Origin of the sequence: Methylobacterium sp. 174MFSha1.1, assembly GCF_900116815.1 — a bacterium.
Classification (GTDB): Bacteria; Pseudomonadota; Alphaproteobacteria; order Rhizobiales; family Beijerinckiaceae; genus Methylobacterium.
The window spans coordinates 22,731-40,933 of the sequence record NZ_FPCB01000030.1; the positions used below are offsets into that span (position 1 = coordinate 22,731).

Annotated in this window: 15 protein-coding genes and 1 pseudogene; 8 read left to right on the forward strand and 8 right to left on the reverse strand. The window is 71.5% G+C overall.

Annotation, left to right across the window (positions count from 1 at the left end; genetic code table 11):
* Position 1 precedes the first annotated feature (1 nt).
* From BM430_RS24025 to BM430_RS24045, 5 genes are all read left to right on the forward strand, one after another.
* Positions 2-898 (forward strand): ABC transporter permease, encoded by an 897-nt coding sequence (locus tag BM430_RS24025; RefSeq protein ID WP_093569764.1) that lies wholly within the window; start codon positions 2-4, stop codon positions 896-898.
* Between the two features lie 168 nt (positions 899-1,066).
* Complete coding sequence (locus BM430_RS24030) at positions 1,067-2,701, forward strand: porin (RefSeq protein ID WP_093569765.1); 1,635 nt, start codon at positions 1,067-1,069, stop codon at positions 2,699-2,701.
* A gap of 568 nt (positions 2,702-3,269) precedes the next feature.
* Complete coding sequence (locus BM430_RS24035) at positions 3,270-4,886, forward strand: HlyD family secretion protein (protein WP_244539641.1); 1,617 nt, start codon at positions 3,270-3,272, stop codon at positions 4,884-4,886.
* 68 nt (positions 4,887-4,954) lie between these two features.
* Positions 4,955-6,115, forward strand: coding sequence for a hypothetical protein (locus BM430_RS24040; protein ID WP_093569827.1), 1,161 nt, complete (start codon positions 4,955-4,957; stop codon positions 6,113-6,115).
* Positions 6,116-6,125: 10 nt separating this feature from the next.
* Positions 6,126-8,072, forward strand: a complete 1,947-nt coding sequence (locus BM430_RS24045; RefSeq protein WP_093569766.1) for a glycosyltransferase family 2 protein — start codon at positions 6,126-6,128, stop codon at positions 8,070-8,072.
* 96 nt (positions 8,073-8,168) lie between these two features.
* Here the strand turns inward: BM430_RS24045 and BM430_RS35715 are convergent, their stop codons facing one another.
* The 5 genes and pseudogenes from BM430_RS35715 to BM430_RS24070 all read right to left on the reverse strand — a co-directional run bounded on the left by BM430_RS35715 (position 8,169) and on the right by BM430_RS24070 (position 11,651).
* Positions 8,169-8,297: a type II toxin-antitoxin system HicB family antitoxin gene (locus BM430_RS35715; protein WP_348273095.1), complete on the reverse strand. Its 129-nt coding sequence runs from the start codon at positions 8,295-8,297 to the stop codon at positions 8,169-8,171.
* A 376-nt stretch (positions 8,298-8,673) separates the two neighbouring features.
* Positions 8,674-9,390, reverse strand: coding sequence for an MgtC/SapB family protein (locus BM430_RS24055; protein ID WP_093569767.1), 717 nt, complete (start codon positions 9,388-9,390; stop codon positions 8,674-8,676).
* A gap of 263 nt (positions 9,391-9,653) precedes the next feature.
* Positions 9,654-10,109, reverse strand: a pseudogene (locus tag BM430_RS24060) (NUDIX hydrolase); the annotation flags it as partial.
* A gap of 379 nt (positions 10,110-10,488) precedes the next feature.
* Positions 10,489-10,950 carry a MarR family winged helix-turn-helix transcriptional regulator gene (locus tag BM430_RS24065; RefSeq protein WP_093569828.1) on the reverse strand — a complete coding sequence of 154 codons (462 nt, stop codon included), beginning with the start codon at positions 10,948-10,950 and terminating at the stop codon, positions 10,489-10,491.
* 323 nt (positions 10,951-11,273) lie between these two features.
* Positions 11,274-11,651, reverse strand: a complete 378-nt coding sequence (locus BM430_RS24070; RefSeq protein ID WP_244539643.1) for a hypothetical protein — start codon at positions 11,649-11,651, stop codon at positions 11,274-11,276.
* Positions 11,652-11,861: 210 nt separating this feature from the next.
* Between BM430_RS24070 and BM430_RS24075 the strand changes: the two genes are divergently transcribed.
* Together BM430_RS24075 and BM430_RS24080 are read left to right on the forward strand one after the other, a co-directional pair.
* Positions 11,862-12,752 carry a C40 family peptidase gene (locus tag BM430_RS24075; protein WP_093569769.1) on the forward strand — a complete coding sequence of 297 codons (891 nt, stop codon included), beginning with the start codon at positions 11,862-11,864 and terminating at the stop codon, positions 12,750-12,752.
* A gap of 250 nt (positions 12,753-13,002) precedes the next feature.
* On the forward strand, positions 13,003-13,599 hold the full coding sequence (locus BM430_RS24080) for a helix-hairpin-helix domain-containing protein (RefSeq protein WP_093569770.1): 597 nt from the start codon (positions 13,003-13,005) through the stop codon (positions 13,597-13,599).
* Positions 13,600-13,697: 98 nt separating this feature from the next.
* On the opposite strand, the gene BM430_RS24085 is transcribed toward BM430_RS24080, so the two are convergent.
* A complete protein-coding gene (locus BM430_RS24085) occupies positions 13,698-14,468 on the reverse strand; it encodes a potassium channel family protein (protein WP_093569771.1) in 771 nt (256 codons plus the stop codon).
* Between the two features lie 317 nt (positions 14,469-14,785).
* Between BM430_RS24085 and nhaA the strand changes: the two genes are divergently transcribed.
* Positions 14,786-15,988: a Na+/H+ antiporter NhaA gene (gene nhaA / locus BM430_RS24090; protein WP_093569772.1), complete on the forward strand. Its 1,203-nt coding sequence runs from the start codon at positions 14,786-14,788 to the stop codon at positions 15,986-15,988.
* A gap of 183 nt (positions 15,989-16,171) precedes the next feature.
* Here nhaA and BM430_RS24095 read toward each other — a convergent pair whose 3' ends face one another.
* Entirely contained in the window at positions 16,172-17,134 is a 963-nt protein-coding gene (locus BM430_RS24095) for a CobW family GTP-binding protein (protein ID WP_093569773.1), read from the reverse strand.
* Positions 17,135-17,198: 64 nt separating this feature from the next.
* Positions 17,199-18,002 (reverse strand): creatininase family protein, encoded by an 804-nt coding sequence (locus BM430_RS24100; RefSeq protein ID WP_093569774.1) that lies wholly within the window; start codon positions 18,000-18,002, stop codon positions 17,199-17,201.
* Positions 18,003-18,203: the final 201 nt, after the last annotated feature.

An 18,203-nucleotide genomic window follows, 5' to 3' on the forward strand; every position in this document is an offset into this window, starting at 1 on the left:
CATGCGCCGCGACGGGCCCCGCCCCTTCTCGTTCTACGTGCTCGCGGCCTTCTTCGGGCTGTTCGTGCTCTTCCTCTACGGGCCGACCCTGACGATCCTGGCGCTCAGCTTCCAGGGTCCGCAGGGCGGCCTCACCTTCCCGATGAACGGGGTCTCGACCTTCTGGTTCTCGCGCCTCTGGGCCGGGCTCGGCGTGGTCGACATCTGGGCGGCGTTCCGGCGCTCGCTGGCGCTGGGCGTCGTCGTGATGGGGCTCACGGTCACCATCGCGTTCTTCGCAGGATTGGCCTTCCGCAAGGGTTTTCGCGGGCAGACGCCCCTGTTCTACACCGCGGTGGCGAGCCTGATCGTGCCCTCGATCGTGGTGTCGCTGGGCATCGGCCTCGAGTTCCGGCTGATCGACGAGGGGCTGAAGGCGCTCGCCGCCCGCACCGGCTGGGGCTTCCTCCAGGACCACGGCACCGTGATGGGGATGTTCACCTCGGGCCTCGGCGCCCACCTGACCTGGACCCTGCCCTTCGGCCTCCTCATCATGTTCGCGGTGTTCAACCGCTTCAACCCGGCCTACGAGGAGGCCGCCCGCGACCTCGGCGCCACCGGCCCGCAATCGCTCCGGCACGTCGTGGTGCCGATCATCCTGCCTTCCCTCGTCGGCGTGGCGCTGTTCGGCTTCACGCTGTCCTGGGACGAGCTCGCCCGCACCAGCCAGGCGATCGGCGGGCGCAACACCCTGCCGCTGGAATTGCAGGGCCTCACCACCACCGTGACGACGCCGGAGATCTACGCGCTCGGCACCGTGACGACGGGCGTGTCGCTCCTCGTCATCGGGCTCGCCTTCGGCAGCTACCTCGCGATCCAAAGCCGGCGCGCCCGGCGGGTGACGCTGCCGGGCACCTGACCCGGCAGCACGTGGGGCGGTGGCGAGTGATACGGTGGCAAGCCGGACACACATCCGTCACAATCCGGCAGGCCCGCACCCGGCGTCGTTGAACCCTGCCCCAGGGTCGCGCAGTGTCCCCAGCGTCAACGCTCCGTGTCGTGCGGACGAGGCCGGGGGGAACAGGGGATGGGCGGGGGCTGGCGGCTTCTCGGGTCGGTGGCCGGGCTCGCTGCCCTGCACGGCGCCGGGCACGGAGTGCTTGCCGCGGACCTGCCGGCGCGCAAGGCGGCGGCGATCGAATACGTCCGGATCTGCACCGCGCACGGCACCGGCTTCTTCTTCATCCCCGGCACCGACACCTGCCTGCGGGTCTCCGGCCGGGCGCAGGTCCAGACCGGCTACGTCCAGTCCTACAGCCGCGGCGGCGGCAACGGCGATCTCACCAACTTCTGGGGTGCCGGCCGCCTCAACCTCGACGCCCGCACTGAGACCGCCTACGGCACCTTGCGCGCCTTCGTGCGCTTCGACCTGATCAGCCGCACCGGCAATTACGTCACCTCGGGCTCGCAGCAGCGCCTCGGCCGCGCCTTCCCGGCGCTCGGCGTCGACACCTTCGGCCGGGGCCAGACCTACGTGAACGTCGACAAGGCGTTCATCCAGTTCGCCGGCCTCACCGCGGGCCGGGCCGCCTCGTTCTACGATTTCTACGCCCACGACTTCGAGATCGTGGGGGCCTCGCTCGGCTCCGACCTCTTCTCCACCAACCTGGTCGCCTACACGGCGAAGGTCGGGGAGGGCCTTCAGGCGACGCTGTCGATCGAGGACCCGATCCACCGCAAGAACCCGGTCTTCGGCAACGGCGTCGCCGGCAACACCGCGAGCCAGTTCCAGGTCTTCTTCCCCGGCAGCGGCAACTTCGCCCCCCTCGTCGTCACCGATTCAGCCGGGGTACCATTGGGCGAGGCGTTCAACGACGTGGCGCAGCGCTCGCGCCTGCCCGACATCGTCGGCGTCCTGCGCTACGACGCCAAATGGGGCTCGGTGCAGGCCTCCGCCGCCCTGCATGAGATCACCGTCGGCAACGCCTCGTCGCTGACGCGCTTTTCCGGAACGCCGGTCGGCGCCGTCGCGACCCCGCGCCCGGCCGCGGCCTACGGCTTCGCGGTCCAGGGCGGCGCGAAGGTCAACCTGCCGATGATCGCGGCCGGGGACGCGCTCTACCTCCAGGGCGCCTACGGCGAGGGCGCGACGCTCTATACCGGCTACGCCAACTACACCGCCAGCTACACCGCGACCGCCTCGCTCGGCCAGGGCACCGCGGTGCCGCAGGATTTCGTCGATGCGGTGCTCAATCCGGTCACCGGCCGCCTCGACCGTTCGACGAGCTGGACGATCCTCGCCTCCTACCTGCACAACTGGACTCCGAACTGGCGCTCGGCGTTCTTCGGCAGCTACGGCGAGATCGCGTTCGGCAAGGCGGCGCGGACCGGGCTCGGCCTCCTCAACTTCGCCGGCATCCCGAACCCGGCCCTGCGGCCCGCGGCCTTCGCGCTCAGCGGCACCCTGCGCGACACCAACCAGCTCGTCGCCGGCATGAACCTGATCTGGTCGCCGGTGCGCGACCTCGATATCGGGCTCGAAGGCCTCTACAGCCGCGTCGGGCTCCAGTCCGGCCGCACGATCGACCTCGGCCGCTATCCCGGCGCCGTCGTCGCCGACGTGGTCGACGGCGTGCCGGTCACCGCGGCCGGCGCCCCCTTGCGGACCGTGAGCAGCACCGACGTGTTCCAGTTCCGCATGCGGGTGCAGCGCGAGTTCTGACCGCGCGGGGTCGCGTACCGCTGCGCGCCGCCTGGCATAATGCCGCATGGGAAGCGCCGTGGGACGCCATCCTGGGCGCTCGATCCGCCCGGTGGGAGCGCTCCCGGCTCCGACTCGCCGCCGCGCGCCCGCCCTTAGGTCATGAATGTCACATTATGACATGTGAATCGCTAAACTCTAACGAAGATGCCTCTGCGTCATAATTGGCATGACGGTGACGAAAACGCCCAGTCTACGCGCCCGGCGCAGCTAGGCATATTTTCCATAACACCTCGTCCGCCCGATCATCGCCGCATTCCGATCTTTGCTGCATCGCAACATAGACCTCATGACCGAAGTGCTGCGCGGGTTCCAACTGGTGAAAAACGCCGTGGCAAAACCGTTCCATCGCGCGGGTGTAAAAATTCTGCCAGATCAGAATCGACTACAAGCAATCAGTTAAAAAATTTGATCGAATTTCGCAGTGCGGTATTTCAAGAATAACCGCATCAGCGAGAGACACGGGCCGCGCCGTCAGCGCGCCCCTGATCGTCGATGCTCGTCCGCAACGCTTCGATCGGAGGTCCCCGTGACCCAATCGTCTTCCAGCCCGCAGGCGCCGCACCGGCACCGTGGCCTCGTCCGGCTGTCGAGCGTCGGCCTGGCCTCGGTCCTCGCCCTGCTGATCGGAACCTCCGTCCTGCCGCCGCTGGTGGCCGACCAGTCGGACCGGGCGGTGGTCAACGCGCCGGTGGCGCTCCTGACCGCGCCGATCTCGGGCGACGTCGCGGCGATTCCCGTGAAGCCCGGCGACAGCGTCGAGCCCGGCGCGCTGCTCGCGCGGATCGCCAACCCGCGGGTCGACCGCACGACGGCGATCCAGCTCGACAGCAAGGTGACCGACCTGCGCGAGCGCTCGCTCTCGGCCGAGCGCAAGCGCCTGTCGAACCTTGCCTATCTCGAGAGCCTCGACACCGCGATCAAGCTCCAGTCGGATGGCATCGCCCAGATGTTCCGCTCCGAGATCGAGGCCCTGCGGGCCAAGATCGCCTCGGCCCAGGCCTCGGCCGAGGAGAAGAAGGTCCTGATGGACCGCCAGGTCAGCATGGTGTCGCGCAACGTCGCCAGCCCCGACATGGTCAAGTCGACCTCGCAGGCCTACACGGCGGCGCAGCAGGAGCAGAAGGCGGCGGAAGCCCGGCTCGTCCAGAAGACCGGCCAGCTCGACGGCCTCCTGCGCAAGGTCTATGCCGGCGACGACCTCAGCGGGCTCGCCGAGATCACCCAGAAGCGCATGGCGATCTTCTACGACGCGCAGCGCCTGCAGATCGAGGAGACCGAGCTGAAGGCGGCGCTCGCCGAGCAGCAGCGCCTGCTCGCCCGCGAGAACACCCGCATCGACAGCCTGTCGGGCACCGAGATCCGCGCGCCGGGCGGCGGCTTCGTGCTCAATGTCGGGGCGAGCGTCGGCCGCCACGTCACCGCCGGCGACAGCCTCGCCGCCCTCGTCGATTGCGGGCAGAGCTTCGTCGTCGCGATCTTCTCCTACCGCCAGGGCCAGAACCTGCAGGTCGGCAGTCGCGTCACCATCGACGGCGAGCCGTCGGGTCCGCGGCCCGGCACCGTGACCGAGATCCTGCCGAAGACCAGCGACAAGGCCGATGCCGGCTACGCGGTGCCGTTCCCGCAGACCGAGCGGCGCGAGCTCTACGTCCTGGTCAAGCCCGATCCGGCCCCGGCCGCTCCCGCGACGGAAGCCGGCAGCGCGATTCCCGCCAATAGCTGCGGCTTCGGCCGCTGGGTCAGCGTGACCCGCGAGGCCGGCTGGGTGCCCTCGACCTCGATGCTGTGGCGCTCGGCCGGCGACCACGCCGCGAGCCTCGCGACCCGGGCCGGCACCCTCGTGACGGCGGCGCTGAAGCCCCTCACCGCCGAGACCGCGGTCGCCGCCACCGAGCCGGCGCCCGTCGCCCCGGCCGACACCCAGGCACCGCAGCAGGCCCCGGCGATGGCCGCGACCCAAGTCCCGGCAACCCAAGTCCCGGCAACTCAGGTCCCGGCGATCCCGGCACCCGAGACCACGGCTTCGACGAGGCCGGCCCCGCGCGCCGACGCCATGCCGCTGCCGCCCCAGCGCCCGCAGGAATTCGGGCCGGGTCAGGCCGATCCGAAGCGGGGACGCCGCGAGCAGCGGGCCGAGCGCTGAAGGGTCTCAAGCGAGTGAAGGCCCTCCTCGCCGCCCTCGCCCTGGCGACCGGCCTCGCGGCGCCGGCGCTGGCCGCACCCGCCCCATGCGGGGCGGTCGCCGCCGCCCTCGATGCCGTCGCGCCGAGCGGGCCCGCCTTCGCGGCGAGCTACGGCCCCGGCCCCGGCGAGGTCGCGGTGCCGCTGCCCCTGCGCAACACCGCCTTCGCCTACGACAACGCGCTCGCCGTCATCGCGCTCACCGCCTGCGGCGACCGGGAGCGCGCCCGCCGGATCGGCGACGCGTTCCTCGGCGCGCTCGATGCCGACCGCACCTTCGCGGATGGACGGGTGCGCAACGCCTACCGGGCCGGCCCGGCGACCGCGCGGCCGGTGCTGCTGCCGGGCTGGTGGGACGGCGAGGCCAAGCGCTGGTCGGAGGACCGCTACCAGGTCGGCAGCGCCACCGGCAACGTCGCCTGGGTTGGCCTCGCGCTGATGACGCTGCACGCGGCCACCGGCGAGGCGCGCTACCGGGCGGGCGCCGCCCGGCTCCTGGGCTGGATCACCGCCAACGCGGCCGCCGCCACCGGATTCACCGGCGGGCGCGACGGCTACGATCCCGAGCAGACCCCGCTGCCCTGGGCCTCGACCGAGCATAATCTCGACGTCGTGGCGCTCGGCACTTGGCTCGGCACCTGGCTCGGCCCCGAGGGGGAAGGGGCGGCGCGCTCCGCCCGCGAATTCGTCGATGCGGCGTTCGACGAAGGCGCGGGCTGCTTCCGGATGGGAACCGGGCCCGACGGACGGATGCGCGACACGGCCGAGATCGCCCTCGACACCCAGCTCTGGCCGCTGCTCGCGGTGGCCGATCCGCCTGCCCCCTGGCGCCGGGCGCTTCCTTGCGCGGAAGAACGCCTCGCCGTGCCCGGCGGGTTCGACTTCAACGACGACCGCGACGGGCTGTGGGTCGAGGGCACGGCGCAGGCCGCCCTCGCCTACCGGGCCGCCGGCGACCACGCCCGCAGTGCGGCACTGCTCAGGACCGCGCTGGGGGAGCGGGCTCCCTCGGGCCTGCTCTACGCCACCCGCGAGGCCAAGCTCACCACCGGCCTGACGATCGGCCCGGGGAGCACCACGCCGGACTTCCTCTACTTCCGCCGCCCGCATCTCGGCGCCACGGCCTGGGCCGTGCTGGCGCAGGCGGGCTGGAACCCCTTCGACGGCAGGATCCTGCCGGCCCAACCCTAAGGTCGCGCGCATGTTCGGCACTCCCGGCGACGTCTCGACGGTGCTCGCCCTCAACCTCGCGGTCGCGCTGGCGCTCTACGCCCTGCCGGCCCTGCTCGTGCCGCAGCGCGCCTACGACCGCTGGGTCTTCGGCGGCCTCACGGCGGCGCTCGTCGTCACCTACCTCTCGTGGCGCTGGACCGACACCCTGCCGCCCCTCGAACTCTCGGCCGAGGCCCTGTGGCCCTACCTGTTCTTCACCTTCGAGGCGGTGGCGATCACCTACACGCTGATGTCGATCGCGATCCTGATGCGCCACAAGGACCGCTCGGCGGAGGCCGACCTGGCGCAGGCGCGCCACGAGGCCGCGAACGACTGGCCGGCGGTCGACGTCTTCATCTGCACCTACAACGAGCCGCTCGACGTGCTCGAGAAGTCGATCCTGCCGGCGCTCGCCATCGACTATCCGCACAAGACCGTCTGGGTGCTCGACGACACCCGCCGCGACTGGCTGCGCGACTATTGCGGGGCGGTCGGCGCGCGCTACCTGCGCCGGCCCGACAACACGGGCGCCAAGGCCGGCAACCTCAACAACGGCCTGCGGGCGACCGCGGCCGAGACGAACGCGCCCCTGATCCTGGTCCTCGACGCCGACTTCGCGCCGCAGCCCGACATCCTGACGCGGATGGTCGGCCTGTTCGACGATCCGCGCGCGGCTTTGGTACAGTCGCCGCAGTTCTTCTTCAACGCCGACCCGATCCAGCACAACCTCGCGGCCTCCGAGAGCTGGGTCGACGACCAGCGCATCTTCTTCGACGTCTTTCAGCCGGCCAAGGACGCCTGGGGCTGCTCGTTCTGCGTCGGCACCTCGTTCATCGTGCGGCGCGACCGGCTGGACGAGATCGGCGGCTTCCCGGACGCGGCGATCTGCGAGGACCTCAACCTCTCCTGCGGCATGATGCGGGCGGGCTACCGCACACACTGGCTCAACGAGCGCCTCAGCATGGGCCTCTCGGCGGAAGGGCTGCCGGAATACATCACCCAGCGCACCCGCTGGTGCCTCGGCACGATGCAGGTGGCCCTCCTGCGCTCCGGCCCGCTCTTCGGCTCCGGCTACACGCTCGTCCAGCGCCTGCACTTCGTCCACGGGGTGCTGAACTGGCTGTGCAAGCCGTTCATCGTGCTGATGCTGATCGCCCCCTCGATCTACTGGTTTGCCGGCCTGCCGGCCTTCCAGGCCGACTACCTCTCGTTCCTGCGCTTCGGCCTGCCGATGCTGCTTGCGGTCTGGGCCTACAATGGCTGGATCTCCGGCTCGCGCACCCTGCCGCTGTTCATGGAGGTCACCCACACCATGACGGCGCTGCCGATCACCGTGACCCTGGCGGTGGCCGCCGTGAAGCCGTTCGGCCGGCCGTTCAAGGTGACCGACAAGGGCGGCGACCGCTCGCGGATGATGGTGCGCTGGCGCCTCGCCGCCCTGTTCGGCGGCTTCTCGCTGCTCTCGGCCTTCAGCATCGTCTGGGCCTTCGTGGCGCCGGAGGCCGCCTCGGAGGTGTCCTCGATGGACTACTTCAACCTCGTCTGGGCCGGCGTCGCGATGGTGCTGACCTTCGTGGCCTTCCTGGTCTGCTTCGAGTACCCGCGCGCCGACCTCCTGTTTCCCTGCGAACTCGACGCGGTGCTGGAGGCGGACGGGTGCTCGGTGCCGGCCCGAGTCACCCATCTCTCGACCGATCGCGCCACCCTCGCGCCGGACGTCGCGATCCCGGCGGGCGCAGTGCTGCACCTGCCGGGCATCGGCCCGGTGCCCGTCACGCCCCTCGGCGGGGGCCTGGTGCGGCTCGATCCGGACTTCGCCCGGCGCCGCGCCCTGGTGCTGATGCTCTACGGCACGCCGCGGGACAGCATCGCCCGCCAAGCCCGCCTGTCGGGGGCGATGGCCGGGCTGGTGCGGCGGGGCTTCGGGCTGTCGTGAAGCGGGGGCGGGGTGTCACCGTCCGGGTCCTGGCATCCTCACGCCGCCGGCGGGTCGAGCAGCTCTTCGCACGCTTGCGCCAAGTGAGCGTCGACGTCAGGCCCGCCGCTCGCTCACGCTCGCCGGCGGCACGGCGCGACCCAGGCGTCTCGCCGCCGCGATCCAGCACGCAATGGCATCGCGTACATTCTCGCGCGCCTCCTCGACCGTGTCGCCATCCGACATGCACCCCGGGAGGTCGGGGACCGTCGCGAGCCATCCCCCCCGTCCTCGGTCGGGAGGTGCGTGACGTCGACGGAGTAGTCGCTCACCAACATGCTCATCCCTTTATGCGATCGATGAACGCGATCAGCTTGCGGAGAGAATGCAGAAATCCCGACCCGACGCCTGTTTGTTTTTCTCGACGGTCTTGCCACCCTCCGCGTCACTCCGGGGCCGCGCAGCGGAGCCCGGAATCCAGAGCCGCAGGTTAGAAAGGACAAGGTGGAACGCTATCCGCCATGTTTTGCACCATCCGAGTGTCTGGATTCCGGGCTCCGCTGCGCGGCCCCGGAATGACGCGGAGGGGCTTGGACCCCAAAGCGGCCCGTCGAACAGGCCCTCAATCCGTCGTCCGCACCGTCCAGGTCGCCCGGCGGATGCCCTCGGCGGCGCCGAGCCGCGCGATCACCGCGTCGATCTCCTCCGGCTCGATCGACGTGCTGACCAGGGTGGCGACCACCTCGACATCGTCCTCGCCGCGCTCCTCGACGTCCACCTCGCTCACCGGGTAGTGGGCCGCCTCCAGGCGCTCGACGAGGAGGTCGCGCACCTCCGAGAGGCGGTCGGTGTCGGTGGTGGCGCGGACCTCGTAGGTCGCCTCCGAATCGCGCTCGTCGATCGGGATGCGGTTGATCGCGTTGACGAGGGGCCGCAGCAGCGTGTTGCCGGCGAGCACCGCGACGGTGACGAGCGCGGCTTCCGCCGCGAGATCGACGCCCGACAGGGCGCCGACGGCGGCCGAGCACCACAGGGTCGCGGCGGTGTTGAGGCCGCGGACGTTCATGCCCTCCTTCATGATCACGCCGGCGCCCAGGAAGCCGACGCCCGAGACCACGTAGGCAACGATGCGGATCGCCCCGTCGGCATGGCCGATGCGCATGCCGAGATCGGTGAAGGCCGCCGCCCCCACCGCCACCAGCACGTTGGTGCGCAGGCCCGCGGTGCGCTGCCGGTACTGGCGCTCCGCCCCGATCAGGGTGCCGAGCACGAAGGCGCAGAACAGGCTCAGGGTGGAGTTGAGGAATTCGCCGGCCTGGAAGGCCTGGATGATCGCCATCGCGTCGCGCCGCTCGTGGAGGATCGCGCCGGCCTCGACGGCCCGCGCCGAAATCCCGGCCTATAGCGGGGCCGTGTGACGGCCGCATAGCGGCGGGGTCAGGGCGCGGCCTTGGGGGGAGGATTCTTGGAAGGAGGGTTTTTGGGCGCGGGATCCTTGGACGCGGGATCCTTGGGAGTCTGGCCCCGGAGGGCCGATCCCTTGAGGCTTTGGGCCTTGACCACCTTGGCCTTGTCCTTGCGCGCCTTGGCGCCCTCGGCCCCGGCGGCGCGGATCAGGGCGGCGAGCCCGGCCTCGGTCACCGCCTCGGCCGCCTCCGGCACGCTGAACCAGCGGCACTCGCGCTCGTTCTGCTCGGGCCAGGTCTTGAGCTGCTTGCGCACATCCAGGCGGAAGACCTGGACCTGGCACAGGACCGCGTCGCGGCTCTTCAGGCGCTTGTTGTAGAAATAACTGCCGAGCGCCCGCCGGCCGACCCGGCCGATCAGGCCCGCCTCCTCGTAGGCCTCGCGGGCGGCGGCCTCGTAGTTCTTCAGGCCCTTCATCGGCCAGCCCTTCGGCACCACCCAGCGCCGGGTCTCGCGGGAGGTGATGAGCATGACCTGGAGGCTGCCGTCCGGCGCGGGCCGGACCGGCAGCACGGCGACCTGCCGGCGCGGCTCGCCGCCGCGCTCCGACCAGCCGGTCAGGAAACCCGCCAGGGCCTTCAGGCTCTTCATGATCCGGCGCGGTCCGCGACGGAACGGCGGCCCGGGCAGCAGGGGCGAAGGCTCGGAAGAGAACTCGGGCCGAGCCCGGGGCAGGTCACGGATGTCACGTCGCGGCGCACTCGCTGGTCCCGCTCCCGGGCGGCGGGCCCAGGAGTACCCCGTTGGAAGGGATCCCGGCGCGGGTTCCCCTCGCGAGAAACCGCATCGGCCGGGAAAGATCCTTCGAGACGGATCCCTCGAAAGATCCCTCGAAGGATCCTTTGGGGGCACGCTCCGCGGTCCGGACTTCCTCGCGGCGGACGGCGCACCTCACCCGTCCCTTTAGCCGGTGCGGGTCGCGGCGCTCAAGCAGGATTTGTTAACCGGCAAAACAATTGCCGGGCCGGGGTCAGGCCTCGCTGCCGAGGGTCGCGATCAGGGCGTCGAGGCGGGCGCGCAGATCGGCGATCTCGCTCTCCGACATCTGCAGCGTGCGGACCACCGAGCGGCGCACCTCGACCGCCTCGGCCTGGAGGGCCTGGCCCTCCTCGGTCAGGCTGATCTCGACCTCGCGCTCGTCGGCCTGCCGCCGGGTGCGTCGCACGAAGCCGGCGGCCTCGAGGCGCTTGAGCACCGGGGTCAGCGTGCCGGAATCGAGGCGCAGGCGCCGGCCGATGTCGGAGACGGTCAGCCCGTCGCTCTCCCACAGCACGATCAGCACGAGGTATTGCGGGTAGGTGAGGCCCAGCCGCTCGAGGAGCGGCCGGTAACACTTCGTCATGCGGTGGGAGGCCGCGTAGAGCGCGTAGCAGAGCTGGTTGTCGAGCCGCAGCGCTTCCACACCTGACAAAACAGGCTCGAGAGAGTTCATGTTCATACCATACCAACGGCACCTGGGCGCCGCCCTCGCCGCAGGATCCTCATGCCGCCAGCCTAACACGCCGGGCGGACCACCGAAATCCATGCGGATGCGTTCGATGGTGAACGATCATCTCTCGAATGGGGCTCCATCCGCAACAGCATAAGATGGGCGACTGGATCGCGGCCGCCCGAATTCTCGAAGCCGGCCGCGATCTTGGGACCGGATTCTCATGCGCGTTCCGGTGGATCGCTGTCGCAATGCGGAAAGCGGCTTCCTCAGACACCGCGCGGGCTCGCGGGACGCCGTCAGTAAGGGATCTTCCGGACGGCGTCTCAGCGCCGGCCGTCGAGCGGCGGGCGGAGCCGGCGCTCGACCAGCGGCCGGCCGGCCCGGCGCTCGACGATCACCGTGCGCGGGCCGCGCAGGCCGCTGCCGGTGCTGATGATCCGCTCCGGCGCGCGCTCGGTCTTCGGCTTGGCCGCCAGGGCCTGCGCCGCCTGGAGCACGTGCGGGCGCACCTCCTCGGGGGGCAGGCCGATCAGGCCCGCGGCGATCTCGACCTGCTGCTCGACGTCGTCGGCGAGGTCCTGCGCCGCCGCCACCGCCTCGGAGATGGTGGGGGGCTCCTTGCGCACCCGGATCGGCGGCAGGTTGCGGGGCTTGTCGGTCGGCTTCTTCACGGTGCGGCTCATCATCATGCGGCTGAGCATAGCGCGGAGGTCGCGATTGTTGCAGTGCAACACGCGCATGTCCAACCCGACGCCGCCGGAATGGTTGCCCCGGCCTCACGGTTAGCTCACGCTGCGGCCAAGGGAATTCGACCCGATCTCACGCGCCGGCAGGATATCGGGCATAAGGTCGCACCGCGCCGCGGCAGCCGGCTTGTCCGGATCCGGCGGACCTGGGACAATGGATCGGCCATGACCGACCTCCCCCGCCTCGACCCGCGCCTGACCCCCGCCCGGCCCGACCTCGCCGACGAGCGCCTGCGCGGCCGCGTCGAGGCGGCGCGCTACGTGCCCGGCCGGCCGCACCGGATCGCCGTGCCCGTCGCGCCCCTGCGGCGCGCGCCCGATCCCACCGCCGCCCTCGACAGCGAGGCCCTCTTCGGCGAGGCCGCCACGGTCTACGACCTGCGCGACGGCTGGGCCTTCGCGCAGCTCGCCGCCGACGGCTATGTCGGCTACCTGCCGGAGGAGGTGCTCGGCCCCGCGGGTCCCGCCCCGACCCACCGGGTCTCGGGCCTGCGCACCTTCCTCTACCCCGCCGCCGACCTGAAGCGCCCGGTCCTCGGCGCGCTCAGCTTCGGCGCCCGCGTGACGGTGGCGGAGCGGGAGGGCGCCTATGCGCGCCTCGCCGACGGGAGCTTCGTCTGGGCCGGGCACCTCGCGCCCGTCGCGGCGATCGAGCCGGACGTCGCCGCGACGGCCCTGCGCTTCCTCGGCACGCCGTATCTCTGGGGCGGGCGCAGCAGCCTCGGGCTCGACTGCTCCGGGCTGGTGCAGACCGCGCTCGCCGCCGCCGGCATCCCGGCGCCGCGCGACAGCGACCAGCAGGAGGCGGCCTTGGGAGAGGCGGTGGCGCTCGCCCCCGGTCTCGCCGGCCTGCGGCGGGGCGACCTGGTCTTCTGGCGCGGCCATGTCGGGATGATGCTGGACGAGACCCGGCTGATCCACGCCAACGGGCACCACATGGCGGTGGCGGTCGAGCCCCTGGCGGAGGCGGAGGGCCGCATCCGCGCCGGACGGACCGGGCCGGGCACGGGCGACGGGGCGATCCGGGCGGTCCGGCGCCTGAATCCCGCCGCCTGACGGTGCCGCCGGCCGGTCCGGCCCGCGGACGATCCCCGTAACCCCGCGGCGCCTGAACCCTGCGGCACTTGAACCCTGCGGCACTTGCGCCCCGCGGGACGGGAGTTTCGCGTCAAATCCGTGGACATCCGGCGGGATCTTGGCCGCGCACGACCGTTCATGCCTCGCGCCGGCCATAACCCGCGGTACAATAAGATCGAGGACCGCCGCCGGCGGCCCCGCTCCCGAGCCCTGAGGACACCCGCCCGCGATGCTGACCGGTTCGGCCATCACCCGCGCCCTCGTCATCGTCGTGCTGGCGGCCGGCCTCGCCGGGCTGTGGCAGTTCCTGATGCCGCGCGCCGCCGGCCCGCACGTCTCCGAGCCGCAGAAGCGCGCCGAGGCCGGCCGCGGCGCGACGCCGGCCCCGACGAGCGGGGACGCGGTGCGCTCGGTCTATCCGGGCGGCCCGCGCCCGGCCGACCCGCCGGCGCCCCGCCCCGCCCCGACGGCGGAGGCGCCCCCGACCGCGAGCCCCGCCCCCGCGAACCCCGCCCCGATGCCGGCGCCCCTGCCGGCGCCCGCGCCGCCTCCCGCGCCGGCGCCCTCCCCCCCTCCCCCGGTCTTCACCCCGGCCGCGCCCTCCGCGCCGCTGCCGCAGGCCGACACCACCGCCGACGCTTCGTCGAGCGGCACGGTCGATCTCAACACCGCCAGCGTGGCGGAACTGAACGGCCTGGGCGGCGGCATGATCGGCAAGGCGATCATCGCCAAGCGGCCCTATGCCTCCCCGGGCGAGCTCCTGTCGAAGCGGGTGTTGAGCCGGGCGACCTACGACAGGATCAAGGGTCAGGTGACGGTGCGGTAGGCTTCGTCGGTGGACGAAGCCCCGGCAGGATCCGACGCCCGGTCCGTCGGGCCGGAGCGACACGCACCAGGATCGCCCGCGATGGGCCCGATACCGGCTCAGTCTGCGCCGTCGTCGGGGATGTTCAGCGTGGTGCCGCAGGCCTTGCAGTGGACGGCATCCGGCTCGTGGCGCTGCAGGCCGCAGGTCGGGCAGGGGAAGCGCACCTTGTAGGGCCGGAACACCACCTGGGCGAGGCGAAAGAACAGCGTCACGCCGCAGATCATCACGAACACCGAGATCAGCCGTCCGGAGGGTCCCGGCAGGGTGATGTCGCCGTAGCCGGTCGTCGTCAGCGAGGTGACCGTGAAGTACAGCGCATCGACCGGGCTGCCGATCGCCGGGTTGCTGCCGGCCTGCGTGACGTAGACCACGCCGGTCATCACGAAGACGAAGACCACCAGGTTGGTGGCGGCGAGGATAGCCTCCTCGTTGCGCCGGAAGACCACGCTGTCCTGCCGCATCCGGTCGAGCAGCTGGTAGGTGCGCAGGAGGCGCAGCGTGCGCAGGATGCGCAGGAAGCCGACGCCCTGCACGAACATCGGCGCCAGGAACGAGACGATCGCCACCACGTCCGTCCAGGTGCTGAGGCGCAGGAACTCGCGCGCGGGCGCCCGGCTGATCGTCAGGCGGCCGAGGAAGTCGGCCAGGACGCCGAGGCCGAGGGCCACATCGAGGGCGACGATCCAGGGCGCGAGCGGCAGGAACGAGGTCGCGATCACAAAGGCAATCGTCGCGACGTCGAAGGCGAGCAGGGCGTAGCGGAAGCGGTGCACCTGGTCGGTGTCGCCCTCGTAGAGGGCGTGCAGTCTGGCTTTGAGCGGGGTCATGCTGAGGGGGGAACGAGTCCGGTCGGGCGGAGCGGGCCTGCCCCATAGCGCATCCGGATCGCGGGCGCCCGTTGCGCGCCGGGCCCATCGATGGGATACGGGCGCCAAGGTGTGCGGTCCCAGGGCGGGGCTTGCAGGATGTCTTCCGCGGGTCGGGCCGCCCGCGGGGAAGACCCGTGCCCATACCTCATCCCCATGCCTCCTCTGATCCGACTCTGCCGCCTCGGGCTGTCGCCGGCGAGCCGCCGGGCCCCGGCGCTCCCGCGGACGGGGCGGATCGCCCGGCCGATTTCCCCGCATCCCCACAAGGCGACGACATGACCATCCAGGCTCCCCTGCCGGTCCGCCGGCCGCTCTCGGCCCTGCGCAACATGCTGCGCAACGAGGCCAGCGGCGGCCTCGTGCTGATGGCCAGCGCCGCGCTGGCGCTGGTGGTCGCGAACTCGCCCTGGGCGGAGACCTACTTCTCGGTCCTCAAGGCGTATCTCGGCCCGCTCTCGGTGCTGCACTGGATCAACGACGCCCTGATGGCGGTGTTCTTCCTGCTGGTCGGCCTGGAGATCAAGCGCGAGATGCTGGACGGGCGACTGCGCACCTGGCCCGACCGCATCCTGCCGGGCGTGGCCGCGCTCGGCGGCATGATGATGCCGGCGCTGGTCTACGTCGCGGTCAACCGGCACTCGCCGGAGACGCTGCGCGGCTGGGCGATCCCGGCCGCGACCGACATCGCCTTCGCGCTCGGCGTGCTGGCGCTGCTCGGCTCGCGCGTGCCGGTGTCGCTCAAGGTGTTCCTGACCGCGCTGGCGATCATCGACGACCTCGGCGCCGTCGTCATCATCGCGGCGTTCTACACCGCCGACCTTTCGCTGCCGATGCTCGGCGGCGCGGGCCTGACGCTCGCCGTGCTCTACGGGCTGAACAAGGCCGGGGTGGCGCGCCTGTGGCCCTACCTGCTGCTCGGCGTGGTGCTGTGGGTGTTCGTGCTCAAGTCCGGCGTGCACGCGACGATCGCGGGCGTGCTGCTGGCGCTGACGATCCCCTTGCGCCTCAGCGTCGGCAAGCCGGACGACCCGACCTCGCCGCTGCACATCCTCGAACACGCGATCCATCCGTGGTCGTCGTTCCTGATCCTGCCGATCTTCGGGTTCGCCAATGCGGGCGTGTCGCTGGCCGGGTTCATGCCGGCCATGCTGCTCGATCCGGTGACGCTCGGCGTGGCGCTCGGCCTGTTCGTGGGCAAGCAGCTCGGCGTGTTCGGGTTCGTGCTCGCCGTGGTCAGGCTCGGCTGGGCCCAGCGGCCGGCGCACGCGACCTGGCCGCAGGTCTACGGCGTGGCGCTGCTGTGCGGGGTCGGGTTCACCATGAGCCTGTTCATCGGCCTCCTGGCCTTCGCCGCGAGCCCGGAGCTGGAGGCGGAGACCAAGATCGGCGTGCTGGCCGGCTCACTGGCCTGCATGGCGGCGGGAGCGCTGGTGCTGCGGCTGGCGCCGCGGGCACCCAAGCCCGCGGCGAGATCGTGAGCACCGGGGGCCGGGCGATCGACGTGCCAGCTCCCGAGATCCGGGCCTTCGAAAAGGTCGGGCCTCGGCCCCCGATGCACCGCACCGGAGGCCGGCAGGAGCCCGCCGCCCTGATCCAGCCGAGCGTGCTCGCGAAAGCGCGACGCTCGGTCGGTCCCGTTCAGGCGGGACCGATCGCCTCGCTCAGGCCCGGCAGGCCTCGAAGCCCTTGCGGATCGCCTCCGGATCGAGGTGGCGGCCGATGAAGACGACGCGGGATTCGCGCGGGTCGCCCGGCTTCCACTCGTCCTGCAAATCGCCGTCGAGGATCATGTGCACGCCCTGGAAGACGAAGCGGCGCGGTTCGTCGGGGAAGCTGACGATGCCCTTGCAGCGCAGGATGTCGGGCCCCTGCACCTGGGTCAGGTCGGAGATCCAGGGCATGAACTTGTTGGGATCGACCGCGCCGGGAAGCCGCGCCGAGATCGACTGGATCTCGTCGGAATGGTGATGGTGGTGCCCCTCCTCCAGGAAGTCCGGCTCGACCTCGATGATGCGGGACAGATCGAAGGCCTTGCGGTCGAGCACGGTCTCGAGCGGCACGGCGCAGTGCTGGGTGCGGTGGATCTCGGCCGAGGGGTTGATCGACCGGATCTGGCGCTCGACGGCGTCGAGGCCGGCCGCGTCGACGAGGTCGGACTTGTTGAGCAGGATCACGTCCGCGAAGGCGACCTGGTTCTTGGCCTCGGGGGCGTCCTTCAGGCGCTCGGAGAGCCACTTGGCGTCGGCCACCGTCACCACCGCGTCGAGGGTGGCGGCCTCGCCGACATCCTGGTCGACGAAGAAGGTCTGGGCCACCGGCGCCGGGTCGGCGAGGCCGGTGGTCTCGACGATGATCGCGTCGAACTTGCCCTTGCGCTTCATCAGCCCGTCCATGATGCGGATCAGGTCGCCGCGCACGGTGCAGCAGATGCAGCCGTTGTTCATCTCGAACACTTCCTCGTCGGCGCCGACCACGAGGTCGTTGTCGATGCCGATCTCGCCGAACTCGTTGACGATCACGGCGTAGCGCTTGCCGTGCGGCTCGGTGAGGATGCGGTTGAGGAGCGTGGTCTTGCCGGCGCCGAGATAGCCGGTGAGCACCGTGACGGGGATCTTGTCGGACATGCGGGGCCGTCTGTTCGCTGGTGAGCCGGGCGCCGGGAGGCGCCGCGAGGAGTGATATAGTGTGTCACTCCGCCGGGCGCGAGGCCGGTCCGGGGAGGCGGAAGCGGGCGACGTCGCGCAGGAGTTCGACGAACGCCCTCGCACCGTGATCGAGGAGCGCGCGGCCGGCCTCCGCCGTGCCGAGGCGGGCGTCGCCGACGGCGCCTTCCGGGTTGAGGTCCTGCGCGTGCCAGGCGAACGCCGCCGGGCGGCCGGCGCGCAGCTGGGCGTAGGTCCGCTCCATCGCGCGGCTCGCCGGCACGAAGTCGCGGATCGCCGCGCGCCGCACCAGGTCGGGGCGGAGCGCCAGCATCAGGGCGGTCTCGATCCCGCCGCCATGGATGCCGTGACGCACCTCCTCGTCCGGAAAGAGGCCCGGCGGGGTGCCGAAGCGGCTCCAGGCGGTGGTGACCGCCACCATCCCGTGCCGGCCGCGCAAGGACAGGGCCACGAGATCCATGAGCGCGCTGTTGCCGCCATGCGACGACACGATGACGAGCCGGGTGCAGCCCGCCCGCACCACCCCATCGCCGATCTCGGTCCAGGCTTTCAGCGCCGTCTCAGGGCTCAGCGTCAGGGTGCCGGGAAAATCCCCGTGCTCGGGCGACAGGCCGACGGATTGCACCGGCAGCACCCGCACGTCGAGGTCGTCGGGGACGAGGTCCGCGACCCGCGCCAGGTAGCCCTCGGCGATGACGACGTCGGTGGAGAGCGGCAGGTGCGGCCCGTGCTGCTCCACGGCCGCCACCGGCAGCACCGCCACGGTGGCCGCGAGCGCGCCGTCGCGGCACTCCTCGGTGGTCAGGTCGCCCCAGGGCCGGGCCGGCATCGCGCATCCTCCGTCTCTCACGCGCGTCTCGCGCGGCCGACCATAAGCCGCGGACGGACCGGCCGAAACCGGCGCATGTTCTTCACCTTCGCGTCATCCAGTCGTCACAGGCCGGCTGGCATGTGCGCCGGTGAGGGCGCCACGCGGCGCCCGGCCCGCCGCCCTTGCTCCCACGATGCACGCGCGGCAGGATTTGTCTCG